This window comes from Herbaspirillum sp. CAH-3, assembly GCF_009668275.1.
GTDB lineage: Bacteria > Pseudomonadota > Gammaproteobacteria > Burkholderiales > Burkholderiaceae_D > Herbaspirillum > Herbaspirillum aquaticum.
In genome coordinates, this window is the sequence record NZ_VSWE01000005.1 from 187,293 (window position 1) to 212,681 (window position 25,389).

Here is a 25,389-nt window from a genome sequence, read left to right on the forward strand (position 1 = left end):
AAGGGGGAATGACTGCAGGATACTAGCCTTGAATTAATCGTCAATATTGATTAAGTTAATCAACTTGTCTGTCTTTGAGGGGCCTCCATGAGCCGCTATCTTTCCTCCTCCGAGGCTGCCACCTTGCTCGGCATATCCCGCCAGACGCTCTACGCCTATGTCAGCCGCGGCCTGCTGCACGCCCATCCCGGCGGGCAGGCGCGCGACCGCCGCTACCTGGCCGCCGAGGTCGAGCGGCTGGCCGGCAGCCGTTCCCGTGGGCGCAAGCCGCGCGAGGTGGCGCGGGCAGCGCTGGACTGGGGCTTGCCGGTGCTGGAATCGGCGCTCACGCTGATCGAAGACGGCCGGCTCTATTACCGGGGCCATGATGCCGTGACCCTGAGCGCCGAGGCCAGCGTCGAAGAGGTCGCCGCCCTGCTCTGGGATTGCGCGGTGGACGACGCCTTCGGCCCGGTGCCGCCGGCCCGGCCGCCCCGGCTGGAGAGCGTCCAGGCCGAGTGGAGCGCAGGCCGCGCCGAACAAACCTTGCTGCCGCTGTTTGCCCTGGCCTGCGCCGAAGACATCGGCGCCCAATGGCACCTGCCGCTGCCGCGCCAGCTGGCCAGCTGCGGCCTGCTGGTACGCCGCCTGGCGGCCTGCCTGCTCGGCACGGCGCCTTCCACCGCGCCCCTGCACCAGCAATGTGCCAGCGCCTGGGGACTGGATGGGGCCGGCGCGCAGCTGGTACGCCGTGCCCTGGTGCTGTGCGCCGACCATGAACTCAATGCCTCTGGTTTTACCGCCCGATGCATCGCCTCGACCGGTGCCAACCTGCAGGCGGCCGTCATCGGCGGGCTGGCTGCGCTATCCGGGCCGCTGCATGGCGGTACCACGGCGCGGGTCGAGGCCCTGCTCGAGACGCTGGATGAACAGGACGATCCCGCCGACAGCCTGCGCCAACGACTGGCGCGCGGCGAAGAGCTGCCCGGTTTCGGTCACCATCTCTATCCGCAGGGCGACGTGCGCGCTTGCGCCCTGCTGGCGCCGCTGCTACCGGTCCATCCGCGCTGGCAACAAGCCATCGAGGTGGTCCGCGAACTGACCGGGCACCCGCCCTCGGTGGACTTTGCGCTGGCCGCCGTGCGGCGCCATCTGCACCTGCCGCCCGGGAGTGCCTTCGGCCTGTTTGCGCTGGGGCGCTCCCTGGGCTGGATCGCCCATGCGCTGGAACAGGGCCGCGGCGGCAGCCTGATCCGGCCGCGTGCGGCCTATGTCGGTGTCCGTCCTGGCTGACAAAATTGTCATGTTGATGTCAGCCTCGCGTTGAGGGGCCGGGCTTACATTAACGCCGTAAGCAGAGGTCGGCCGTGGGCGCTGAGGGGCGCCGCCGGGCCGGCCAGCCCTTCATCCGCAAGCCATCATCGTGAGCCCTATGGTCGTCCCGTTTCGCCGCGCCGCAGCCAGCGTCAGTCGTCGTCATTTCACTCATCCCCCACAACACTCCCCCTTCCGCGCCAAGAAGGGAATGACGGTGCTGGCGCTGGCCGCGCTGCTGGGCGGCTGCGCCGTCGGGCCCGACTACGTGCGACCGGCCATGGACCTGCCGCAGGCCTACAAGGAGCAAGGCCCCTGGAAAGTGGCCGCCCCGCGCCTGGCCGATGACCGCCAGCGCTGGTGGGAAGCCTATGGCGACCCCATCCTCAATGACCTGGTCACCCAGGCCAACGCCGCCAACCAGACCATCCAGCAGGCTGCCGCCCAGTATCGCCAGGCCCAGGCCACCGCCGCTGTCGCCCGTGCCAGCCTGTGGCCGACCGTCGGTGCACAGGCCGGTGCCACGCGCGCGCAGACCAACACCAACGGCGTGCAACGCCTGGCCGACAACTACACCGTGGGCCTCAATGCCTCCTGGGAAGCCGACCTCTGGGGCCGCATCCGCCGTGGTGCCGAGGCCGGCGACGCCAACGCCGAAGCCAGTGCCGCCAGCCTGGCCGCTGCCCGGCTGGCGATCCAGGCCACGCTGGCGCAGAACTACCTGCAGCTGCGCGTGACCGACCTGCAGAAGGATCTGTATCGCCGCACCGTGGCGGCTTACACGCGCTCGCTGCAACTGACCAGCCATCAATACGAAGCCGGAACCGCGCTGCGCTCGGATGTCGCACAAGCCGAGACCCAACTGCGTTCGGCCCAGGCCCAGCTGATCGACCTGGACGCCACCCGCAACCAGCTCGAGCACGCCATTGCCATGCTGATCGGCAAGGCACCCGCCGCCTTCAGCCTGGCCCCGCTGCCAGCGGCCGAGGCCAGCGACAGCGCCATGGACGCCAACGCCCAGCGGCTGCAGGCGAGCCTGCCGCAGATGCCGGCCGGCCTGCCGTCGGACCTGCTGGAGCGCCGCCCCGACATCGCCAACGCCGAGCGCCTGGCGGCGGCCGCCAATGCCAACATCGGCGTGGCACGGGCCGCCTACTTCCCCACGCTCACGCTCTCCACCAGCGGCGGCTACAACAACGCCTCCTTCGCCAATCTCTTCAACACCCCGGGCCGGGTCTGGTCGCTGGGTGCCGCCCTGGCCGAGACCCTCTTCGACGGTGGCGCACGCAGTGCCCGCAACGATGCCGCCCTGGCCGCCTATGACGCCGCCGCCGCGCAATACAAGCAGACGGTCCTGGCCGGCCTGCAGGATGTGGAGGACAACCTCTCTACCTTGCGCGTGCTGGACCAGGAAAGCGCCGTCCAGGCCCAGGCCGTCAAATCCGCCCAACTGGCCGAGCGGCTGGCCCTGAGCCAATACCAGGCCGGTACCGTGACCTACCTGTCGGTGGTGACCACCCAGGCGACTTCCCTGACCAACCAGCGCAGCGCCGTCACGCTGCTGGGTCGGCAGCTGGTCGCCAGCGTGGCATTGATCAAGGCCACCGGTGGCGGCTGGCAGGTCGGACAAATCGATCCGGCCAATGCCCAGGCACCGATGGCGGCCCGCTGAAGCGGACATTGCACATACCGAATCCAACGTGACATTTCCAGAACGAGTTTCAGGCATGACTACCTCACCCAACTCCCCCCAGGCTGCGCGCATTGCGCATCGCTCTTCGCTGGCCGTTTTTGTCGCCACCACCCTGCTCCTCGGCGCCGGCATCGGTGGCTGGACCCTGATGCAGCGCGCCACGGCCGCCGACCAGCCTGCCGCCAAGGCGCCACCGCCGGTGTCGGTGTCGGTCGCCCGCGTGCAGGAGCGCGACGTCCCCCTGTATCTGGCCGGCGTGGGCACGGTCACCGCCAACGCCAGTGTCGTGGTCAAGACGCGCATCGACGGCCAGCTGGAGAAGGTCGGCTTCGAGGAAGGCCAGGAGGTCAAGAAAGGCCAGCTGCTGGCCCAGATCGATCCGCGCGCCCTGCAGGCGCAACTGGCCCAGGCCGAAGCGCAACGCGCCAAGGACAGCGCCACCCTCATGAATGCCCGCCTGGACTTGCAGCGCTACACCACCCTGCGCAGCCAGGACGCGGCGACCCAGCAGCAGCTCGATACGCAAAAGGCCCTGGTCGCGCAGCTGGAAGCGGCGGTCAAGACCGATGAGGCACAAGTGGCCTATGCCAAGGTGCAACTGAGCTACACCACCATCAATGCGCCTCTCTCCGGCCGCGTCGGTGCGCGCCTGGTCGATCCGGGCAACATCGTGCACGCAGCCGATGCCAATGGCCTGGTGGTCATCAACCAGATCGATCCGATCACCCTGGTCTTCACCCTGCCCGAAGAAGCCGTGGTCGGCATCAACCGCGCCCAGCGCAGCAGCCAGCAGCCGCTCAAGGTCATGGCCTATGCGCGGGATTCGCAGGAGGTGCTGGCCACCGGCAAGCTGGTCCTGCTGGACAACCAGATCAACACCACCAACGGCACCGTGCAGCTCAAGGCCCGCTTCGACAATGCCGAGCACAAGCTGTGGCCAGGCCAGTACGTCAATGCCCGCCTGCAGATGAACAGCCACGGCAATGCCCTCACCGTCCCGGCGGCCGCCATCCAGCGCAACCAGCAAGGCACCTATGTCTATGCCATCAGCCAGGACGACAAGGCCAACATGCAACCCGTCAAGGTCGACCGCATCCAGGACGGCGTGGCCGTGCTGGGCGCCGACAGCGGCCTGACGGTCGACCAGCGCGTGGTCATCGACGGCCAGTACAAGCTCAAGCCGGGCAGCCGCATCGTGGAAAGCAAGCCGCAGCCGCCCAAGGGCGCTGCAGCTGCGCCTGGCGCCAATGCTGAGGCGAAAGGAAGCACCAAGTGAGCGTCTCCGCCGCCTTCATCAAGCGCCCCATCGGCACCACGCTGCTGGCCATCGCCATCCTGCTGGTGGGCATCGCGGTATGGCCGCTGCTGCCGGTAGCGCCCTTGCCGCAGGTCGATTTCCCGACCATCCAGGTCACCGCGCAATTGCCGGGAGGCAGTCCCGAGACCATGGCGTCGAACGTGGCGCAGCCGCTGGAGCGCCAGTTCTCGCTCATCGCGGGCCTGTCGCAGATGACTTCCCAGAGCACCCTGGGCAGCACCCAGATCACCCTGCAGTTCGACCTGAACCGCAATATCGATGCCGCTGCGCTGGATGTGCAGGCGGCCATCAACGCCTCCACCGGGCAGCTGCCGGCCAACCTGCCCAATCCGCCGACCTTCCGCAAGATCAACCCGGCCGATTCGCCCATCATGATCATGTCGGTACAGTCCGATGCGCTGCCGCTGACGGTGGTCAACGACTATGCCGACAACATCCTGGCCCAGCAGATCTCGCAGATCTCGGGCGTGGGCCTGGTGAGCGTGAACGGCCAGCAGAAACCGGCCGTGCGCATCCAGGTCGATCCGGCCAAGATCGCTACGCTGGGCCTGAGCCTGGAAGACATCCGCGGCGTCATCGCCACCACCACCGTGAACCAGCCCAAGGGGACGGTCGATGGTGCGCGCCAGGCCTTTACCGTCTATACCAACGACCAGCTGCTCAAGGCCGAGCAGTGGAATGACATGGTCCTGGCCTGGCGCAATGGCGCGCCGATCCGCGTCAAGGACATCGGCATCGCCATCGACGGCCCGGAGAACAACAAGATCGCCGCCTGGGCCTTTGCGGGTGCTGCCAATACGGCGGATCACACCATCACCAATGGCCGTTCCATCGTGCTGGCCATCACCAAGCAGCCCGGTGCCAACGTGATCGACACCGTGGGCCGCATCAAGGCCGCCATGCCGCGCCTGCGCGCGGCCATTCCGGCGGCCATCCACGTCAATACCCTGATCGATCGTACCCAGACCATCCGCGCCTCGGTAGAGGATGTGGAGTTCACCCTGGTGCTGACCATCGCGCTGGTGGTGATGGTGATCTTCGTGTTCCTGCGCAATGTGGCCGCCACGCTGATTCCGTCGGTCACCGTGCCGCTGGCCATCATGGGCACGGCCGCGGTGATGTACGTGGTCGGCTACAGCCTCGACAACCTCTCGCTGATGGCGCTGACCATCGCGGTGGGCTTCGTGGTCGATGACGCCATCGTCATGCTGGAAAACATCTACCGCTACGTCGAGGAGGGCATGTCGCCGCTGGAAGCGGCCTTGAAGGGCGCGGGCGAAATCGGCTTTACCATCATCTCGATCTCGGTCTCGCTGGTGGCGGTGTTCATTCCCTTGCTGTTGATGGGCGGCATCGTCGGCCGGCTGTTCCGCGAATTCGCCGTGACGGTGACGCTGACCATTGCGGTCTCGGTCATCATCTCGCTCACGCTCACGCCCATGCTGTGCTCGCGCTTCCTCAAGAACGAGCATGGACGCCAGCACGGCAAGCTTTACCAGTGGTTCGAGCGCTGCTTCGATGCCATGCTCAACGGCTACAAGCGCGGGCTCGATGTGGTGATGAAGCACCAGTTCATCACCCTGATGAGCTTCATCGCCACGGTGGCGCTGACGGTGGTGCTGTTCATCTTCATTCCCAAGGGTTTCTTCCCCCAGCAGGACAATGGCGTCATCGTCGGCTTTGCCGAATCGGCCCAGGATACGTCCTCGGCCGCCATGCAGGAGCGGCTGCTGAAGGTGGCCGAGGTGGTGCGCCAGGACCCGGACGTGATCGGCTTCGCCATGAGTGCCGGCTCCACCACCTTCAATACCGGGCAATTCTTCATCGCGCTGAAACCCAAGGATGAGGGACGCACCACCAATGCCGACGAGGTCATCGCGCGCCTGCGTCCCCAGGTGGCCAAGGTCCAGGGCGTGAACCTGTTCATGCAGGCCAGCCAGGACATCAACGTCGGTGGCCGCCTCTCGCGCACCCAGTACCAGTACACCATCACCGATACCGACCTGGATGAACTCAACGTCTGGGCACCGCGCATGCTGGAGAGGTTCCGCCAGCTGCCGCAGTTGACCGACGTGGCCTCCGACCAGCAGAACCAGGCGGCCGCAGCCGTCATCACCATCGACCGGGCACGCGCCTCCAGCTTCGGCATCTCGCCTTCGCTCATCGACGCGACCATCTATGACGCCATCGGCCAGCGCCAGGTGGCGCAATTCTTCACGCAGATCAACAGCTATCGCGTGATCATGGAAGTGACGCCGCAATTGCAGAAGGATCCTTCACTGTTCGACAAACTCTACCTGACCTCACCGCTGACCGGCCAGCAGGTGCCGCTGTCGACCTTCGTGAAGGTCGATACCACCAAGACCTCTTACCTGTCGATCAGCCACCAGAGCCAGTTCCCGGCAGTGACCATTTCCTTCAACCTGGCCAAGGGCGTCTCGCTGGGCGAAGCGGTGGACATCATCCAGAAGACCAAGGATGAGATGGGCGTGCCGCAGACGCTGGTGGGCAACTTCCAGGGAACGGCCAAGGCCTTCGGCGATTCGCTGGCCTCGCAGCCTTACCTCATCGCGGCGGCCCTGATCGCGGTCTACATCGTGCTGGGCTTGCTCTATGAGAGCTACATCCACCCGCTGACCATTCTCTCCACCCTGCCCTCGGCCGGTGTCGGTGCCTTGCTGATCCTGATGATCGGCGGCTACGACCTGTCGGTGATCGCCTTGATCGGCATCATCCTGCTGATCGGCATCGTCAAGAAGAACGGCATCATGATGATCGACTTCGCGCTCACCGCCGAGCGCACCCAGGGCATGAAGCCGGAAGAAGCGATCTACCAGGCCTGCCTGCTGCGCTTCCGTCCCATCATGATGACCACCATGTGCGCCCTGCTCTCGGGCCTGCCGCTCATGCTCGGCCATGGTGCCGGCTCCGAGCTGCGCCGTCCGCTGGGCTATGCGATGGTCGGCGGACTGGTGCTCTCGCAGGCGCTCACGCTCTTCACCACGCCGGTGGTCTATCTTTACCTGGACCGCGCGCACTACTGGTACGAACGCAAGAAGAAGGCAAGGCAGGAACGCAAGGCCGCACGCCTGGCGCAGGAACATTGAGACAGTGAGGCATCCTCATCAACAAGGGCGAGCCGGGAAGGTAGAATCCGGCATGGGCGAGTGCCGGGGAGTGTTCCCGGCGCCGCCAGTGGAGAGCGCATGAAGATCCTGATAGTCGAAGACGAGCAAAAGATGTCCGAATACCTCTGCAAGGGCCTGACCGAGCAGGGGTGCGCGGTGGATGTGGCCAGCAACGGGGTCGATGGACAGCACCTGGCGATCCAGCATGACTACGACGTCATCGTGCTGGACGTGATGCTGCCGGGCCTGGATGGCTTTGCCGTGCTGCGTTCGCTGCGCACCGTCAAGCAGACCCCGGTCATCATGCTGACCGCGCGTGACAGCGTGGAAGACCGCATCAAGGGCTTGCATGACGGCGCCGATGATTACCTCATCAAGCCCTTCTCCTTCCTGGAGCTACTGGCCCGCCTGCAGGCCCTGACCCGTCGCGGCCGCGTGCAGGAAGCGCCGCAGCTGCGCATCGGCGACCTGCAGATCGACCTGATCTCGCGCAAGGCCTTCCGGGGCGGGCTGCGCATCGACCTCACCGCCAAGGAATTCGCGCTCCTGGCCGTGATGGCACGGCGGCAGGGCGAGATCCTGTCCAAGACCGCCATTGCGGAACTGGTCTGGGACATGAACTTCGACAGCAATACCAATGTGGTGGAAGTGGCCATCAAGCGCCTGCGCGCCAAGATCGACGCGCCCTTCGAGCAGAAGCTGCTGCATACCGTCCGCGGCATGGGCTACGTACTGGAGCCGCGCGCCTCCTCCGATGCCGCCGATGAGTGAGCCCGCCGCCAAGCCAGTGAAGAAGCGCCGCCTGCCGCTGCGCCAGTCCATCACGGCGCGCCTGGTGCTGATGTCGGCCGCCTCGGCGCTGCTGATCTTCGCCGTGGCGGGCGTGGCGCTCTACACCGTCCTCAAGGGCGAGCTGCTGCGCCATGAACGCGATGCGCTCTTTACCACCCTCAACGACATCAGCTACCAGATCGAACGCGCCGGCAATACCGAGCGCTGGGCCCGCGTGCAGTTGAAACTCTCCACGCTCTCGCAGGCCGACCAGCACGTCTTCTTCTGGATCGCCAGCGACGATGCGCGCTATACCTATGGCGACCTGACGCGGCTCTCACCCTCGGCCATCAATCATGCCGACGGCAAGCTGGTCGGGCGCCTGCATCTTCCCGGGCGTGCCTATCCGCTGCACATCATGACGCGCACCCTGCCGCCCTTCGAGGATCGTCCTGAAGTGCGCGTGACGGTCGGCGTCGATGGCGCCCCCTATTTCGAGATGCGCCGCACCTTCCTGCTGGCCACTACCATTTCCTCGTTGCTGGGCATCGTGCTGGCGGTCATCTCCAGCTACTGGATTGCCCGTGCCGGGCTGGCGCCGCTGCGTCGCATGTCGGCGCGCGCCCAGAGCTTTTCGCCGCGCAAGCTGTCGGCCCGCATGCCGGTGGAAGCCCTGCCCGAAGAATTGTCGGTATTGGCCGATGCCTTCAACGGGGCGCTCGAACGCATCGAGCAAGCCTACACGCAACTGGAAGCCTTCAATGCGGACGTGGCCCATGAATTGCGCACGCCCCTGGCCAATCTGATCGGCGAAACCCAGGTGGCGCTGGCGCGCGAACGCAGTGCGGGGGAATTCAAGGACGTGCTGCAATCGAACCTGGAAGAGCTGGACCGCATCCGTTCCATCGTCAACGACATGCTGTTCCTGGCGCGCTCCGACCAGGGTGAAGCGGCGACAGCGCGCGTACCGGCCAGCGTGGCCGCGGCGGTGCAGAAGACCGTGGATTTCTTCGAGTTCGTGCTCGATGACACGGGCATGTCCATCACGGTGGCCGGTGACCTCGATGCCACGGCCACCATGGAAACGGCACTGTTCAAGCGCGCCTTGACGAACCTGATCCAGAACGCCATCCAGCATTCGCCGCAGGGTGCGCAATTGCGCATCGACATTTCCGGCGGCGAAGAGATGGTGCGCGTGGCCGTGACCAATCCCGGCCCGGCCATCGAGGAGCAACACCTGCCGCGCCTGTTCGACCGCTTCTACCGCGTCGACAGCGCGCGCCAGGACATCAACGGCAGCCACGGCCACGGGCTGGGGCTGGCCATCGTCAAGGCGGTGGCCCGCATGCACGGCGGGCGCGCTTTTGCCAGCAGCAGTGGCGGGCACAATACCATCGGCTTTACCATCGCGCGCCAGTGAGGGCGCCTGTTTGGCTCAATAACCGCGCTTGAGATCCACGTTGGCGGCAATTTCGCCGGTCTTGCGATAGTGACGGACATTGGCCGCCACGATCGCCGACGCAGTACCGGAATCCGTGGGCGCCGAGCAATGCGGCAGTACCGTCACCGCAGGATGCGACCAGGGCCATGCCCCTGGCGGCAGGGGCTCGGTGGCGAACACATCCAGCACCGCGTGACGCAGCTTGCCTGCATCGAGCGCCTGGCGCAACGCTTCCTCTTCGATGATCGGCCCGCGTGCGAAGTTGATGAGCTGCGCCTGCGGAGGCAGCATCGCCAGCCGCGCCGCATCCAGCAGAGCACGCGTCTGGGCCGTCAGCGGCAGCAGGCAGACCAGGATGTCGGTCTGCGCCAGCATCTGCGCCAGTCCGTCCATGCCGCTGTAAGTCCGCACATCCGGCAGGTTGCGCGCACTGCGGCTCCAGCCCATCACCGGGAACCGCGCCTGGCGCAACGCGGCGGCAGCCGCTTCACCCAGCGCGCCCAGGCCGAGGATGCCCACGCGGCGCTGCTCCGGCAGCACGTAGTCCAGCGGCTGCCATTGGCGTGCCTGTTGCTGGCGCGCGTAATACGGCATGTCACGATGCAGGTAGAGCGTCCAGGCCAGCACCGCTTCGGCCATGGTGGCGGCCAGGCGCGGATCGACCAGGCGCGTGATCTGCAAGTCGCTCTGGCCGAGATCGGCCACCAGCCGCTCCACCCCGGCCCACACGCTATGCACCCACTGCAGTTGCGGCAGCAGCTTCAGCTGCGCCGGATCAGGATTGGCGACGATGGCCACGCGGCATTGCGCGCGTTGGTCTTCGTCCAGCTCGCTGAAGGCGATGATCTCTTCCTCCGGCATGGCCGCGCGCAAAGCCTGCAGCCACGACGCTACCGCAGCGGGATCACTCTGGCTGACGAAAGGAATGGGCATGCGCGCGCTCATTTGGCGTACACCGCAGCCAGATCGCGGAAGCCCTTGACTTCGATGGGGTTGCCCGAGGGATCGAGGAAGAACATCGTGGCCTGCTCGCCCGGTTCACCCGCAAAGCGGATCTGCGGGGCCAGCACGAATTGCACCTCGCCGCTGGCGCTGAGGCGGTCCGCCAGTTGCTGCCATTGCTCAAGTTGCAGGATCACGCCCAGATGGGGCATCGGCACCAGATGATTGCCGACACGGCCGGTGTTGCTCACGGCAAATGGTTCGCCCAGGTGCAGCGAGAGTTGATGGCCGAAGAAATCGATGTCGACCCAGGTCTCGGTGCTGCGCCCCTCGGCGCAACCCAGCAGGTCGCAATAGAAGTGGCGCGACTGGTCGAGGTCGCGCACGTGGTAGGCCAGGTGAAAGATGGATGGCATGAAAAGTCCCGGATCGGCAGGCTGGTTGCGAAAGCCGACAAGCATACCGCAAGCTTGATGCTTGTATGGAAACAAGCCAAAGATGCTTCCCTACAAGAGCCACGCGGGCAGGATTGACATGCGTCAAGCAGCCCGGGATTTGCGCTGGACGCATGGAGATGCCGGGCCTAATCTGCCTGCATGGCATCCCGCCCCGGATGTCTTCCCCCACGAATTTCCGAGGAGCCACCATGAGCTACAAGTCCATCCTGGTCCATGTCGACCAGTCGCGCCACGCCGCCCAGCGCATCCGCATTGCCGCCGAACTGGCCCGCGCGCAGCAGGCGCACCTGATCGGCAGCGCCGTCAGCGGCATCTCCAGCTTCATCACCATGGAAGGCGCGGCCTACATCGCCGCGCAAATGGACGGTTTCCGTGACCGCGCCCTGGCTGCCCTGGAAAACTTCGACAAGATCGCCAACAGCGTGGGCGTGCCCTCCTGCGAAAAGCGTTTCGTCGATGACGACGCCGAAGGGGGTCTGGCGCTGCAGGCGCGCTATGCCGACCTGGTGGTGGTGAGCCAGGCCGACCTGGACGATGCCGATGACAGCTTCCTCACCGACCTGCCCGAATACGTCATGCTCAATTCACCGCGCCCGGTACTCATCATCCCCAGTGCCGGTGAATTCAAGCACGTGGGCAAGAATGCGCTGATCGCCTGGGATGGCAGCATGGAATCGACCCGCGCCATCACGGCCGCCCTGCCGCTGCTGCGCCAGGCCGACAATGTGACGGTGGTGCTCTTCAATTCCGACAAGCGCCTGGGCACCCACGGCGAGCAGCCTGGTGCCGATATCGCCCTCTATCTCGCGCGCCACGGCGTGAAGGTGGAAGTGGCGCAGGAACAGACCACGCTCGATATCGGCAACGCCCTGCTCTCGCTGGCGGCCGACAAGGGCTCCGACCTGCTGGTCATGGGCGGCTACGGTCACACCCGCTTCCGCGAAGTGCTGCTGGGTGGCGTGACGCTCACCATCCTCAAGACCATGACGCTGCCGGTGCTGATGGCGCACTGAACGCTCCAGCATGACTCGCGCTGACTCAGCGCGCTTCCACTACCGGCCCCTCGCGGGCCGGTGTCTTTTGGGCGGCCAGGCGCTCGCGCTGTTGCAGGCGGGCGCGGCGCTTGCGTACCCAGATGATCACCCCGGTCACCGACAACATCGCCACCAGCACGCCCATCAGGGAAATCAGCACGCGCCCGGTCAGGCCAAGAATGCGGCCGGAATGCAGCGGGAACTGCGCCTGCAGGAAGATATCGCCGGCACTGCCGCGCCCCGGTATCTTGCCGCCTTCATAGGCACCGCTCATGGCATCGAAATACAGCCAGGCATTGCCCAGGCCCACATCGCCATGGTCATTGCCCGGCTGGAAGAAGCCCACCCCATAGACCCCGAACATGCCCGAGTAGAAGACGCCACCGACCGGCTCCGTCAGGCCCAGCTGCTGGCCTTGCGCGCGTCCCAGTGCTACCGCCTGCTCGCGTGAAATACGCGGCTCCGGCACCTTGTCAGGCGCAATCGGCGTACGCGTATCGAAGGGACCGGCCGTCAGGCTGGACACGGTCTGCAGGATAGGCCGCATGACCTGCCGCTCCAGGTTCATCGACACCGAGGTCACCGCCAGGACCAGCAGCAGGCCCCAGATCCACACCCCGCCCGAGCGGTGCAAATCGAAGTTGAGCTTGTGCCCGCCCTCACGCCAGCGGAAGGCCAGCGACTTGCGCCAGCTGCGCCAGTTCGGGAAGGAGAGGTACAGCGCGATGAAGCAATCCAGTGCCCATACAATGCCGATGATGCCCATGAGCCAGATGCCGGTCTCGATGCCGCCCAGGTCCGGCAAGTGCATCGTGTAGTGCAGCTTGTAGAGGAAGGGCAGCAGGTTTTCCCGCGCCAGCGAGATGGCCCCCCACATGCGGCGCCCCTGTATTTCACCGGTCACCGGATCGACCGCGATCTGGTTGTAATCCAGCTCGGGAAGCTTGCCGGTGGCGGGGTCCAGGCGCGGTTCGACCATCATGCTGATGGTGTGGCCAGGCTCGGCCTCGGTCAGCACATAGGTCACGCGCAGCTTGGGCTCGGCGGCTTCGACCCGCTGCGCCAGCTCCAGGCCGGGCATGGGCCGCCCGGCCTCGGCGCGCTCGGCGCTGTGGGCATGGAACAGTTGCGGATTGAGCCAGGCATCCAATTCATGATCCCAGGAGATCACTGCGCCGGTCACGCCGGCGATGAACAGGAACACGGCCACGGCCAGGCCGAACCAACGGTGGAGAAGAACGAGAAGTGCACGCATGGCTGGCTTACCTGGCTAAATGGCGAAGGGATGGGGGACTAGCTGGAAAGGCTGGCATGGCACGCTCAGAAATCGACCTTGGCCGACACGTTGAAGCTGCGCGGATCACCCGGCTTGATGTAGTTCTCGTACTGGTATTGCCAGTAGCGCTTGTCCAGCAGGTTGTTGACCGACGCCCGGAAGGTCGTATCGTGCTGGCCGATGCGCGTAGTGTAACTGGCGCCGAGATTGAAGAGCGTATAGCTGGCCAGCTCGATGTCGTTGGCCGCGCGTGCCATGGTGCTGCCGGTCAGCTTGGCATCGGCCGAGAGCTTCAGGCCCGCCACCTGCGGCACCAGGTAGGCCACCTGGGCCGTGGCCATGTTGCGCGGCGCACCGGCCACACGATTGCCGTTGTAGGTGTTGCCCTGCTGGTACTTCGCGTCCAGCAGCATGAGGCTGCCACCCACCTGCCATTGCGGCGCCGGACGCCAGGAAGCGCCCAGTTCCAGGCCCTGGTAATTGGACTGCCCGCTCTGCACCAGCGCGCCATTGAGCGTGTATTCGGAGGCACGCTCGATACGGAACAGCGCGGCGGTGGCACTCCAGTCCCGCTGGTCGGTCTTGGCGCCAAGCTCGTACTGCTTGCTCTTGAGCGGTTTGAGCTGGCTACCGTAGTTGGTATTGGTCACGCCCGGTACGCCGCCCTGCTCCAGCGATTCCACATAGCTGCCATAGAGGGTGGTGTTGCGCTCGGGCTTGAACATCAGCGCGACCGTCGGGGTCAGGGCCGATTTGTCATAGCGCGAACTGAGTGCGCCGGTGGTGGTGAAATTGTCCTGCTTGAACTGGTTGTAGCGGCCACCGGCCAAGAGCGACCAGCGCTCCGAGAAGTTCAGCGTGTCGCTGGCGAAAATCGCCTGCTGGGTGATGATGGCGTTGTGATAGGTCTGCAGGTCGGTGCTGCTGTAATACGCGTTGGTGTTCTGCGTAGTGAGATTGCCGGTACCGATCTGCTTGTACACCGAGCTGATCGAGTAATCATTGACCTGCTTCTGCCAGGACGCGCCCACTACCAGCTGATGATCGATGCCGCCGGTACGGGCATTGCCCTCCAGCATGGCTTGCCATTGGTCGAAGGTATGCCCCTCGCGGCTGTCAGAACGCCAGTCGTTGTAGTTGCCGGCCGCATCCGACAGCATGGCGATGTCTTCATTGCGGAAACGCTTGGCGGTGCTGTGGCTGTAGCTGAGGTTGGCCTTCCAGTCGGGATTGATGCGATAGGTGAGCCCGGTCTGGTAGAGCTGGAAGTTGGTGTCCAGGTGCTGGCCCGGACCAACCAGGGTCTTGTCCGCCCCGCTGACCACCGAGGGCAGGCGGCTGCCAGTGAGGTTGGTGGTGACCACCGAGGGAGTCTGGTCGGTGGAATTGCTGTTCTGCCAGATGGCCTGGAAATCCCAGGTCAGGTCGCGCGTGAGACGCCCGTCCAGCGCCAGTGAGGCCGAATTGCGGCGGATGTGGCCTTCATTGAAAGTCTCACCCTGTTCATGCGTGACATTGAGGCGATACCCGAACATGTTGTCGTTGCCGAAGCGTCCGCCCAGGTCGACGTGCTCGCTCAGGATGCTGTTGCTGGTATAGCCCACCGAGACGCTGCGCACGGGCGTATCAGTCGGTTTCTTGGAGACATAGTTGAGCACCCCGCCCGGCGAGCCGAATCCATACATGAAGCCAGCCGAGCCCTTGAGCAGGTCGATGCGTTCGAAATGATCGTAGGGCAGCGTGATCCCGTATCCCAGGAAAGGCTTGCCATCGATGCGGAAGGAGTTCTGCCAGTCCGCGGGCAAACCGCGAATGGTGATGTAGGACGCCCAGGCGCTGTAACCGCCGCTGTTGTCGCTCACCGATGCCTCGTTGTAGAACAGGTCGCCCAGCTTGTTGACCTGCTTGTCGGCCAGGTCGGCGGCGGTCATGCTGGTGACCGAAAAAGGCGTCTCCAGCAGCGAACGCGATCCCAGCGCACCCGACGTGGTCTGGCTCTGCAGGTGCTGCGTACCCTGGCCCGCACCAGCGGCGGAGACGGTCACGGTAGGCAGCTGGCTGGCGGCATTGGCAGATGCAGCACCGGCAGCGTCTGACGGGGAAGACTGCGCCAGCACCAGCGCAGGGGAGCCGGCCAGCGCCATACTGAGGAAGACCGGGCGCAGGGCACGCGACATGGCGCTGGGACGCGCTGGCAGGGAAGACGGGAGCAAGGGATTTCTCTTCATTCTCATTGTAATTAATACGAACGATAATAGTTCTTATTTATTTTATGAAATATGACACAAAAAGGAAACCTCCCTGACAAAGTTTGTGACCCAAGGAGATGATGGCCTCGAACAGATTCGAGGCAAGGCTTCAAAAATTACTGAATGTGGTTGATCTCTTGCCGTCTATGCCCCTCAGTCGAACGGCTGGCTTTATCTTTCTTGCTCACTTTTTATGAAAGGAAGCGCACATGCCCAGGGCCATCATCCGCCTCGACGATCCCACCTCGCACGGCGGTGTCGTACAGGAAGGTTTCGCCAATGTGAAGTTGTACGGCAAGGCGATGGCCGGGGTTGGCCATCGCGGCTACTGCCCGCAATGCAGATGTGAATTCGTGATCCTGGCAGGTGAAGAAACCTACGAATACCTGGGACGCAAGGCCGCCGTGGAAGGCATGCTGACCTCCTGCGGCGCGGTGCTCATCGCGACCCAGCATCTGGCCAGGATAACGCCCACCCCGAAGCAGGCCTGATACAGGCATAAAAAATGGCCTGCTCACCGGGGTGGGCAGGCCAACTGCTGAAGATCGAACGCGAAACCTGCCAGGCAAGAGAGCGCCTTCCCTGGCCCTTCCGGCGGGCGCATCAGGCAGCAGCGATCTTCTTCAGGATCTCCTGCAACTGGTCGATATCGTAGGGCTTGGGTAGCGAGTGCGAGGCAAAGCCGACATTGCGCGCCACCATGGCGCCATAGCCGGAAGCGAAGATCACCGCCAGGTCGGGGAAGCGCTCCAGCGCACGCTTGGCCAGGTCAACACCCGACATGCCGGGCAGGTTGACGTCCGTGAAGAGCACATCAAAACTCTGCTCGCCCAGCGCCTGCTGCGCGTCTTCGGCGCTGACCACGCCACGCGCCTGGTGCCCCAGCGTCTCCAGCAGTTCGCACACCAGTTGCTGGGAATCGATGTTGTCCTCCACCACCAGCAAACGCAGTCCGCTGGCGGCGGCCCCGGCCTGCCCTGGCGCAGTGGCCAGCTCGGTGGCGCTGCTGACCCCAGGCTGCTCGAAGTGCGCGTCCTGGCCTTCTGCCGGGCGCTGGCTGTCACCCACCGGCAGGATATGGAGCGCAGCGTTGGCATTGGCCTGGTCGCGCTCGTGCGTGAGCTGGGCCAGCTCGATGCGATGCGCGCGACTGGAGAGCATCTGCCGGATGCGCTGCGCCAGCTGGTTGATGCGATAGGGCTTGGAGAGCAGTTCCACACCTGCATCCAGCCGCCCCTCGTGCACGATGGCATCGCGCGGGTAGCCGGAAGTGAAGAGGATCTCGATGTCCGGCAACAGCTGCCGTGCCTGGCGCGCCAGCTCGGTCACGGGCACGCTGCCGGGCATGACCACGTCCGTAAACATCAGGTCCACCGCAATGCCGCTCTGCAGGATGGCCAGGGCGCGTTCGCCGTTATCGGCCTTGAGGACGCGATAGCCCAACGAAGAGAGGGTGTCGATCACCGTCAGTTGCAGGTTGGGATCATCCTCCACCACCAGGATGGTTTCGTCGCCGCCGCGCACTTCCATGTCGCGGTTGTCGTCGATCAGCACTTCCTCATCAACGCAGCGCGGGAAGTAGATGCGGATCGTGGTGCCCTTGCCGGCTTCGCTGTGCAGGCTGATGTGGCCACGGCTCTGCTTGACGAAGCCATAGGCCATCGACAGGCCCAGGCCGGTACCCTCCCCTTCGCGCTTGGTCGTGAAGAAAGGCTCGAAGGCGCGCTCGCGCACCTCCGGCGACATGCCGGCGCCGTTGTCGGAGATCTGCAGTTCCACGTAATCGCCCGGCTGCAGGTCGGCCTGCGAAAGGAAGGCGGGGTCGCTCAACTGCACGTTGTCGATCTGCAGCGTGAGCCGGCCGCCGTTGGGCATGGCGTCGCGCGAATTGATGGCGGTGTTGATGATGAGGTTCTCGACCTGGTTGGGGTCGAGCATGGTGTTCCAGAGATCATGCGTGATGACCGTGGAGATCTCGATGTTTTCGCCCACGGCGCGACGCAGCAGGTCATCCATGTTCTGCACCACGCGCTCGAGGTTGATGCTGCGCGGCTGCAAGGGCTGGCGGCGGGCAAAGGCCAGCAGCTGCGAGGACAGCTTGGCACCCCGGTCGACCGCGCCGATGGCGGTGCGCACGCGCTGGCGACTGCGGTCATCCAGGCGCGGGTCGGTCTGCAGCAACTGCAGGTTGCCGCCAATGATCTGCAGCACGTTGTTGAAGTCGTGCGCCACGCCGCCGGTCAACTGGCCGACCGCCTCCATCTTCTGCATCTGGCGCAGCGCCGCTTCGGCACGGCTGCGCTCGACGATCTCCTCGACCACGCGCTGTTCCAGCGTATCGTTGAGCTCGCGCAAGGCGTCTTCGGCACGGCGCCGCTCGGTGATGTCGGTCGAGACCGCAATCATGGCTTGCGGACGGCCCTCATCATCGACGATGCGGCTGATGTCGCTGGAGACCCAGAAGGCACGGCCATCCGGGCGCAGGTAGCGTTTTTCGAGGGTGAAGGAACTGCCATCGGCGATGCAGCGATTGAACAGGTTCATGTTCATCGGCACGTCTTCCGGATGGGTCACATCGGCCAGGGTCATCTCCAGCATCTCGGCTTCGGTGCGGCCCAGCATGCGGCACAGTGCCTGGTTCACGCGCAGGTAGCGGCCCTGCAGGTCCAGTTCGGAGAAGCACACCGAGGCCTGGTTGAAGATGGCCGTCAAGCGGTTCTCGCTCCAGGACAGCGCTTGCAGCCCACGGCGCCGCTCGGTGAGGTCGACGAAGGTACAGAGTGCCCCCTGCAGTTCGCCGTCCTGCCAGACCGGATGCGCCTGGTACTGGACCGGGAAACTGCTGCCATCGACACGGATGAAGTCCTCACTGTCCACGTGCGCGGTCAGGCCTTCACGCGCGGCCCTGAGCACGGCGCAATCGCTGCGCGAGCCGGCATCGTCATTGGCGCTGACGATCACCTCATGGATGTCGCGGCCCAGCACATCCTTCTCGCTGGCGTAACCGAGCAATTGCAGGAAGGCGGCATTGCATAGCGTGACGATGCCGTCACGGTCGATCGAGAAGAAGCCCTGGTCGGTCGAATCGAGCAGCTGCCGCACGAAGGCATTGTTGGCGCGCACGCTGGCTTCGGAGGCGGCCAGGGCCTGCTCCATGAGCTTGCGCGAGGTGACATCGAAGACCACCCCGACATAGCGTGAACCGGCGCGCGGATCGTCTTCCACCACCTCGCCCTTGCGCGCCAGCCAGCGCTGCTCGCCGTCGGGACGGGTGATGTGGTATTCGGTATATTCCAGCGGATTGCGCGGGCCGCCTTCCTTGATGCGCGACGTACCCAGGTTGGGATGGAATTCTTCATCGATCATGTCCACCAGCTGCTGCGAGCTCACCTCGCCATCGGCCGGCAAGCCCCACAAGCGGCGGAACCGATCCGAGACCGCCAGCTTGCCGGAGATCGGGAACCACTCGAAGATACCGATTCCGCCGGCGCGGTCGACGATGCGCAAGCGCTCCTCGGCCACGAAGCGTTCGGTGACGTCGTTACCCTCGATGAAAATGCCGGCTACCTGGCCCTGGGCATCGCGGATCGGCTGGAACACGAAGTCCAGCACGGCGCCGGCAAAACCGATCTCATGCGTGCGCCGCAGGAACAGGCGTGCCCCGCGTTCGGTATAAGTCTGGCCGGTCTGGTACACCCGGTCCAGCAAGGCAAAAAGATTTTCGTCCAGCAGTTCGGGCAGTGCCTCGCGCGCCGGCAAGCCCAGCACCGGCCGATCGCCGAACAGTTTGAAGTAGGCGCCATTGACGCGTTCGAACACGTGCTGCGGGCCGCGCACCACGGCCTTGAAGCTGGGCGACTCTTCCATCAGGTCGCGCAACAGGTCGGTATGGGCCAGCGCGCTATCGAGCGTGGTTGCGCGCACCAGCGTGCACAGCACCCCGGCCACCTGCGCGGGCTGGCCATCGGCGCTGTCTTCCCACACTGGCACGCAGGTGAGATCCCACTGGCGGGCGATGTCCTGGGCTTGCCCGGTCTCCTGGAACAGGGACAGGCGCGGCAATTGTTGCTGTTGGCCATTGAAGGCGGCCCCGATCGCCGCTTCGCAGAGCCGGCCAGCGCCGCGCCAGAGCGGCGAGCCGCTCAACGGCGCGCCAAAGGCTGACGGATGGGCCGCGCCAATACAGGCGGCGAATGCGTCGTTGTAAAGCATCTGGCGTGCTGCGCCCCATACCAGCAGACTCGGGAGGGGCGAATGCAGCGCGATGTTGAGGGAGGTGCGCAAGGTCGGCGACCATTGCGCCGGCGCACCCAGGGGACTGGTGGTCCAGTCGGTCGCCGTGACGATCTGCGCGGCCAGGCCTGTACCGCGCAACCAAGAAATGTCTGCCATGTCGTGAAACTTACCTTTAAGCCTAGCTTTGAGCACCGAGGTCGGTCTGGCGGGCGACGGGCTTGTACCGTCGTTCTCCCGCTGGTCCCTTCATTGTTGTTCGCATCCGCTTGGAGCAGGCGTTGAGGACCAGGCGCATGCGCCCGGCGCGCCTGCTGCGTGCCGCGGATGATTATACGGGAAGCCGCGCCGCTTCCGGACCTGCTCTCAGCGCGCGGAAAAACTGCCATCGGCCGCAAAACCGCATGGCGCAAGCATGACGGAAGACTTCCTGTTTTCCTACACGAAATCGCGCCACGCACCTACACGGGCAGGTCCACGCCGCCGGCGCATCAAAGGCTCCGCCATGCGACGGCTTTTCGCTGGTTCAGCTGGATTTCTCGGACTTCTTTTTCAGCGCCCGTTCCTCGCGCAGCAGGCGATTGAGTTCGGCCAGTTCCTGCACCGCTTCCTGGGTCAGGATGACAGGCTCGTTGGGCCGATAGGCGCGGCCGCCAAGGCGCCCATTCATGCCGATGTAGGCGCGCGCGCAGCGGCGCCGGTAGGCCAAAATGTCTTCCTCGCCATGCAGCGGCTGCCCTGCGCTGTCCTGCGCCGGCTCGGGATAGGCCGGCAAGGGCTCGGACTCGATCTCGCCGGCATGGGCCTGGGAGGAGATATGGTTGCGATAGGCCGTCCAGTCGCCTTGGGAAATGGCGATCAGAGGATCATAAGGATGGGTGGAATCAGACTTGTCCATGAGGCTACCCTGCTCAAAGATCCGACGCCGACCACTTGCGCCGGGCTGGTTGCAACATCAGCTTGTCCTGTGCGGCATCGCGCCTGGCCTGGGCATGCAGGCGCTCGCGCTGCCACTGATCGACCAGCCGTGTCGTCTGGCCGACAATGTGATCGATCTTTTCCCTGTGTTTCATCGACAGCATGGGTGTTCGCTCCCTGATCTGCGCCAGGTCGCTTTACTGTCTTGCGCTTCGAACGACACTTCATTTTAGCCAGCCCGCGCCAAACTGGAAGAGCTTGATGCAAAGGGCTGCACGAATTGTGGTTTCTGAAGACTTGACAGCGCAGGACCGGGCTTTCTTTTCCCATGCGGCATCACCCCGACCCATCCATGGAGCAACAGGTCCGACCATGCCGCGTTGTTTCTGCGAGTTTTGAGAGATCTTAGGACCAGGCACGGATGAGTCCTATCGGACTGTACCGGATTGGCTTGTAGGACAAAATGGAAAATCCCTGCCCGCGCGAGACAAGCCGGATCGTCCAGCTGGGCAGCGGCGAATTAATTGTTGTGCAGGCTGCACGGAGCTTGACGATGACGCCTATAATTGGCCCTTCCCGAAGTAAAGAATGCGCATCATCTGCCACCGCAGCCTCAGGCTGCCGGACAGGAGCCCCGGGGTCTTCTGGATGCGCTGCACTTCGCCCCTCCAACTTGCGGCCGCGGAGATTTTTCGCGCCGGTAGTTCGATGCCCCGCCCCGGCTGGCATCGAGAAAGTAGTGCATGAGCAATCCTTACCACGCAGTGCGCCGTCGACCTGTCGACCTGAGCAATTGCGACCAGGAGCCGATCCACATTCCCGGCTCCATCCAGAATCACGGCGCCCTCCTGTGCTTTTCACCCGAAGGCCAGCTGGTCACGCGCAGCGCCAACGCCGCTGGCCTGCTGGGCAGCTTGCCCGAGGTCGGGCAGCCGCTGGGTGAGGAACACCTCAACGCCGCCGCTCGCGCGGTGATTCAAACCGCGCTCGAAGACCGCCACGGCTACGTGGATTCGCGCATGATCTCGCTCGACAGCGGCGCCTTCGACCTGGTCACCCACAAATCCGAAGGCGTGCTCATCGCCGAATTCGAACAGCGGCCGTCGGATGCACTCTCGCTGGAGGGCTTTGCCCTGGCCGCGCACCAGGCCATCCAGCGCATCCAGCGCCAGCCCGGCGTGGAAGACCTGCTGACGCTGGCGGTGGATGAAATCGCCCGCATCACCGGCTTCGACCGTGTGATGGCCTATCGCTTCCTGCATGACGACAGCGGCGAAGTGGTGGCCGAACACAAGCGTGAAGATCTCGAACCCTTCCTCGGCCAGCGCTATCCGGCCAGCGACATCCCGGCCCAGGCGCGGCGCCTGTACGTGATCAATCCGATTCGCCTGATCGCCGACGTGGGTGCGCCCACCGTGGCGCTGGAACCGGATCACAACCCGCTGACCGGCGGCCCGCTGGACCTGAGCCACAGCATGTTGCGCAGCGTCTCGCCGGTGCACATCGAATACCTCAGCAACATGGGCGTGCGTGCGTCGATGAGCCTGTCGATCGTCATTGGCGAGCGTCTCTGGGGTCTCATCGCCTGCCACCACATGACCGCGCACCTGGTGCCGCATGCGGTACGCATGTCGTGCCAGCTGCTGTCGCAATTCGTCAGCGCCCTGGTGGAACGCAATCTCAACGGTGAGCGCGCCCGCGCGCTGGAATACAGCGCCGACCTGCGGCGCCAGATCGTGGCGCAGGTGACCGACCGCGAAGACATCGTGCTGGCCCTGGCGGCCGACCATGATGGCTTCGTGCGCCTGATGAACGCGCACGGCGGTGCCATCTCCATGGAGCGCAAGACCCAGGTTTTCGGCAAGGCGCCCTCGCGCGAAGGCGTCAACGCACTCATCAACTGGCTCAACGAAAACGAACCCGGCGACATTTTTTCCACCAGCGCGCTGGGCGCCGATGCGCCCGCGCTGAAGGCGGTGATGGGCGATATCTGTGGCGTGCTGGCCGTGCGCTTCTATCGTGAACAGGATGGCTATGCCTTCTGGTTCCGCACCGAACAGGTGGAAGACGTGCGCTGGGGCGGCAATCCGGAAAAGAAATACAGCATCGGGCCGCTGGGCCCGCGCCTGACTCCGCGCGGCTCCTTCGCGGTCTGGAAGGAAACCGTGCGCGGCAAGAGCCTGCCCTGGGAAAAGACCGAAGCCGAGATCGCCAGCCAGCTGCGCCTGGACCTGCAGGAAGTGGCGCTGTCCAACGAGAATATGGTCAAGCGTGCACGCGAAACCCTGCTGGCCACGCTGGGTCACGATCTGCGCGATCCGCTGCAGGCCATCATGATGGCCGCACGCATGATCGAGGTGCGCGAGCATTCGCCTTCGAGCTCGAACCTGAGCAAGCGCATCTCCTCCTCATCGAGCCGCATGCATCGCCTGATTTCCCAGGTGCTTGACATCAGCCGCCTGCAAAGCGGCATGGGCCTGGATATCCAGCGCCGTCCGCTGGATGTGCGCAAGATGGTCACGGAAATCGTCAACGAAGCGCGCATGGCGTATCCGGACAACGAGATCATCCTCGAAGCGGAAGACTGCGGCGAGATCGAACTCGATGGCGACCGCATCAGCCAGGTGGTCTCCAACCTGCTGTCCAACACGCGCCATCACGGCGAAATCGGCAAGCCCTCGACGCTCATCGTGTTCCGCCGCGAGGATGTACTGACGATCTCCGTCTCCAACCACGGACCGGCCATCCCGGCGGCAGTGCGCGAGAACATGTTCAAGCCCTACAAGAAGGAATCCATGGGCAACCAGCGCAATGCACGCGGTCTGGGCCTGGGGCTGTACATCGTCAGCGAGATCGTCAGCGGCCACGGTGGCAAGATCGCCGTGAACTGCGACCATCACATCATTACCTTCACGGTCACCCTGCCGATTTTGCCCGGTTGAATCCGGCCCGGCCTGCAAGGCGCTCCAGGCGGAGCGCCTCAGGCGGCCAGCGGCAGCCTCACGAAGAAACTTGCACCCTGCCCTGGACCGGCGCTGGCCGCGCGCAAGCGGCCGCCATGCAACTCCACCAGCTGGCGGATGACGGCCAAGCCCAGGCCCAGTTCGGCGGCACTCCCCAACCGACCCGCAGCCGCCTGCGGCGCCGGGAACAGGCGCGCCAATTCGGCGCCCTCCATGCCCTGTCCGCTATCGCGCACTTCCAGCTCGATCTCGCTGCCGTGCCGGTGCAGGCACAGCAGTACCCAGCCACGCGCTGGCGTGAAGCGGATGGCATTGCCCAGCAACTTGCCCAGCACCTGCCGCAAACGCGCCGCATCCCCCATTACCGTACCGGCAGCCGGCTCCGCCCGCAGCGCGATCTCCTTGGCTGCGGCAGCACTCTCGGCGGCCAGCATGGCATCACGAACCAGTTCGGCCAGCGCGACCGGTTCAGCCGCCAGGCGCAGCGTGCCGGAGAGCACGCGGTTGGCATCGAGGAGCTCCTCCACCCGTTGCGCCTGCAGGCGCGCATTGCGCTCGATGACCTGCAAGCCCTTGTTGAGCCCGGCCGGATCGGAGGCATCGCGCAACAGGTATTGGGTCCAGCCAAGGATGGCGTTGAGGGGCGTGCGCAGTTCATGCGAAAGCGTCGTGAGGAAGGTTTCGCGGGCGTTGCGCAGCCGCGCGATTTCGGCCTCTGCCTCACGCTGCGCCGCCAGCAAGGCATCCAGCTCCCGCTGCAGCTGCTGCACGGCCTGTCGCACCTGCGATTGCTGCTCCAGGACGCGCTGCACGGACTGCGGCAGGTGATCGAGGTAATCGCTGGTCTTGGGCAATACGTCGGCCACCCCGGCCCGCAAGGCCTCGATGATGCGCAATTCATCCGAGACGCCCGAGACCATGATGGCAGGGATCTCCACACCGGACGCGCGCAGGCTGCGGAAGAAATCCAGGCCGCTCTCCAGGGCCTGCAGGTTGTAGTCCACGATCAGCAGGTCGGGCCGCTCCTGCTGTACCGCCGCCTGGGCGGATTCGGCATCGGCCACGGCGGTGACACGGTGGCCCTGCTTGGTGAGGACCCGGCGGGCCAGCGCAAGCAGGCCTTCGTCATCCTCCAGCACCAGTACGTGGGCAATGGGCACGGTCATCGGGACTCACTCTCCCTCGCCACCGCTGCCGGTGTCGGCAGCTTGACCACCTGCAGGAAGAAACCCAGGCGCCGCACGGCTTCGATGAAGTCTTCGTATTCCACCGGCTTGGTGATGTAGACATTGCAGCCCACTTCGTAGCAATGGGCGATTTCGCGCGGGTCGTCCGTGGTGGTGAGCATAATGACGGGAATGGCGGCAGTGGCGGCCTCCTGCTTCATCCGGCGCAGGACCTCCACGCCATTGACGCGCGGCATGTTCACGTCCAGCAGCACCACCAGCTGCTGCAGCTCGGCCCGGGCCAGGTCGGCGCCGAAAAAATAATCCAGCGCTTCCTGCCCGTCGCGCAGCCGCTGGAAGCCGTTGACCAGGCCGGCACGCCGCAGGTTTTTTTCGACCAGCAAGGCGTGGCCGTCGTCGTCTTCGACCAGGATGATGTTGACGCTCTGCTCTGTGGCCATCTTGCTCTCCTTGTCAATGGATTCGTTGCACCGCCTGACGGGCTG

General features: G+C 64.8%; 18 protein-coding genes. 9 read left to right on the forward strand and 9 right to left on the reverse strand.

All coding sequences use genetic code 11. The features are described from left to right. The first annotated feature begins 87 nt into the window (after window positions 1–87). From FYB76_RS08310 to FYB76_RS08335, 6 genes are all read left to right on the forward strand, one after another. Window positions 88–1,272 carry a citrate synthase family protein gene (locus FYB76_RS08310; RefSeq protein ID WP_154133328.1) on the forward strand — a complete coding sequence of 395 codons (1,185 nt, stop codon included), beginning with the start codon at window positions 88–90 and terminating at the stop codon, window positions 1,270–1,272. 139 nt (window positions 1,273–1,411) lie between these two features. Beyond that, entirely contained in the window at window positions 1,412–2,965 is a 1,554-nt protein-coding gene (locus tag FYB76_RS08315) for an efflux transporter outer membrane subunit (protein WP_141106962.1), read from the forward strand. 55 nt (window positions 2,966–3,020) lie between these two features. Next, the gene (locus FYB76_RS08320; protein WP_154133329.1) at window positions 3,021–4,262 is read left to right on the forward strand and encodes an efflux RND transporter periplasmic adaptor subunit; all 1,242 of its coding nucleotides are present in this window, start codon (window positions 3,021–3,023) and stop codon (window positions 4,260–4,262) included. After that, the gene (locus FYB76_RS08325) at window positions 4,259–7,411 is read left to right on the forward strand and encodes an efflux RND transporter permease subunit (RefSeq protein ID WP_220405144.1); all 3,153 of its coding nucleotides are present in this window, start codon (window positions 4,259–4,261) and stop codon (window positions 7,409–7,411) included. The genes FYB76_RS08320 and FYB76_RS08325 overlap by 4 nt, the downstream gene beginning before the upstream one ends. Window positions 7,412–7,510: 99 nt before the next feature. Continuing rightward, window positions 7,511–8,203, forward strand: a complete 693-nt coding sequence (locus FYB76_RS08330; protein ID WP_154133330.1) for a heavy metal response regulator transcription factor — start codon at window positions 7,511–7,513, stop codon at window positions 8,201–8,203. Further along, window positions 8,196–9,623: a heavy metal sensor histidine kinase gene (locus tag FYB76_RS08335; protein WP_229296922.1), complete on the forward strand. Its 1,428-nt coding sequence runs from the start codon at window positions 8,196–8,198 to the stop codon at window positions 9,621–9,623. The genes FYB76_RS08330 and FYB76_RS08335 overlap by 8 nt, the downstream gene beginning before the upstream one ends. A gap of 15 nt (window positions 9,624–9,638) precedes the next feature. Here FYB76_RS08335 and FYB76_RS08340 read toward each other — a convergent pair whose 3' ends face one another. Beyond that, window positions 9,639–10,589, reverse strand: coding sequence for a glyoxylate/hydroxypyruvate reductase A (locus FYB76_RS08340; protein WP_154133332.1), 951 nt, complete (start codon window positions 10,587–10,589; stop codon window positions 9,639–9,641). Then, entirely contained in the window at window positions 10,586–11,002 is a 417-nt protein-coding gene (locus FYB76_RS08345) for a VOC family protein (protein ID WP_088754543.1), read from the reverse strand. The genes FYB76_RS08340 and FYB76_RS08345 overlap by 4 nt, the downstream gene beginning before the upstream one ends. A gap of 230 nt (window positions 11,003–11,232) precedes the next feature. On the opposite strand from FYB76_RS08345, the gene FYB76_RS08350 reads away from it, so the two are divergent. Then, window positions 11,233–12,057, forward strand: coding sequence for a universal stress protein (locus FYB76_RS08350; RefSeq protein ID WP_145601981.1), 825 nt, complete (start codon window positions 11,233–11,235; stop codon window positions 12,055–12,057). 25 nt (window positions 12,058–12,082) lie between these two features. Here the strand turns inward: FYB76_RS08350 and FYB76_RS08355 are convergent, their stop codons facing one another. Together FYB76_RS08355 and FYB76_RS08360 are read right to left on the reverse strand one after the other, a co-directional pair. Beyond that, the gene (locus FYB76_RS08355) at window positions 12,083–13,333 is read right to left on the reverse strand and encodes a PepSY domain-containing protein (RefSeq protein WP_154133333.1); all 1,251 of its coding nucleotides are present in this window, start codon (window positions 13,331–13,333) and stop codon (window positions 12,083–12,085) included. A gap of 65 nt (window positions 13,334–13,398) precedes the next feature. Further along, on the reverse strand, window positions 13,399–15,531 hold the full coding sequence (locus FYB76_RS08360) for a TonB-dependent siderophore receptor (RefSeq protein WP_370516331.1): 2,133 nt from the start codon (window positions 15,529–15,531) through the stop codon (window positions 13,399–13,401). 281 nt (window positions 15,532–15,812) lie between these two features. On the opposite strand from FYB76_RS08360, the gene FYB76_RS08365 reads away from it, so the two are divergent. Next, window positions 15,813–16,094 carry a PAAR domain-containing protein gene (locus FYB76_RS08365; RefSeq protein ID WP_154133334.1) on the forward strand — a complete coding sequence of 94 codons (282 nt, stop codon included), beginning with the start codon at window positions 15,813–15,815 and terminating at the stop codon, window positions 16,092–16,094. Between the two features lie 112 nt (window positions 16,095–16,206). On the opposite strand, the gene FYB76_RS08370 is transcribed toward FYB76_RS08365, so the two are convergent. The 3 genes from FYB76_RS08370 to FYB76_RS08380 all read right to left on the reverse strand — a co-directional run bounded on the left by FYB76_RS08370 (window position 16,207) and on the right by FYB76_RS08380 (window position 20,918). Then, on the reverse strand, window positions 16,207–19,995 hold the full coding sequence (locus FYB76_RS08370; RefSeq protein ID WP_154133335.1) for a PAS domain S-box protein: 3,789 nt from the start codon (window positions 19,993–19,995) through the stop codon (window positions 16,207–16,209). Window positions 19,996–20,362: 367 nt separating this feature from the next. Beyond that, window positions 20,363–20,734, reverse strand: coding sequence for a hypothetical protein (locus FYB76_RS08375; RefSeq protein WP_154133336.1), 372 nt, complete (start codon window positions 20,732–20,734; stop codon window positions 20,363–20,365). Window positions 20,735–20,747: 13 nt separating this feature from the next. Continuing rightward, window positions 20,748–20,918 carry a hypothetical protein gene (locus FYB76_RS08380; protein ID WP_154133337.1) on the reverse strand — a complete coding sequence of 57 codons (171 nt, stop codon included), beginning with the start codon at window positions 20,916–20,918 and terminating at the stop codon, window positions 20,748–20,750. 579 nt (window positions 20,919–21,497) lie between these two features. On the opposite strand from FYB76_RS08380, the gene FYB76_RS08385 reads away from it, so the two are divergent. Next, on the forward strand, window positions 21,498–23,696 hold the full coding sequence (locus tag FYB76_RS08385) for an ATP-binding protein (RefSeq protein ID WP_154133338.1): 2,199 nt from the start codon (window positions 21,498–21,500) through the stop codon (window positions 23,694–23,696). Between the two features lie 38 nt (window positions 23,697–23,734). On the opposite strand, the gene FYB76_RS08390 is transcribed toward FYB76_RS08385, so the two are convergent. Together FYB76_RS08390 and FYB76_RS08395 are read right to left on the reverse strand one after the other, a co-directional pair. Continuing rightward, a complete protein-coding gene (locus FYB76_RS08390; protein WP_154133339.1) occupies window positions 23,735–24,883 on the reverse strand; it encodes a hybrid sensor histidine kinase/response regulator in 1,149 nt (382 codons plus the stop codon). Beyond that, a complete protein-coding gene (locus FYB76_RS08395) occupies window positions 24,880–25,344 on the reverse strand; it encodes a response regulator (protein ID WP_154133340.1) in 465 nt (154 codons plus the stop codon). The genes FYB76_RS08390 and FYB76_RS08395 overlap by 4 nt, the downstream gene beginning before the upstream one ends. Between the last annotated feature and the right edge of the window lie 45 nt (window positions 25,345–25,389).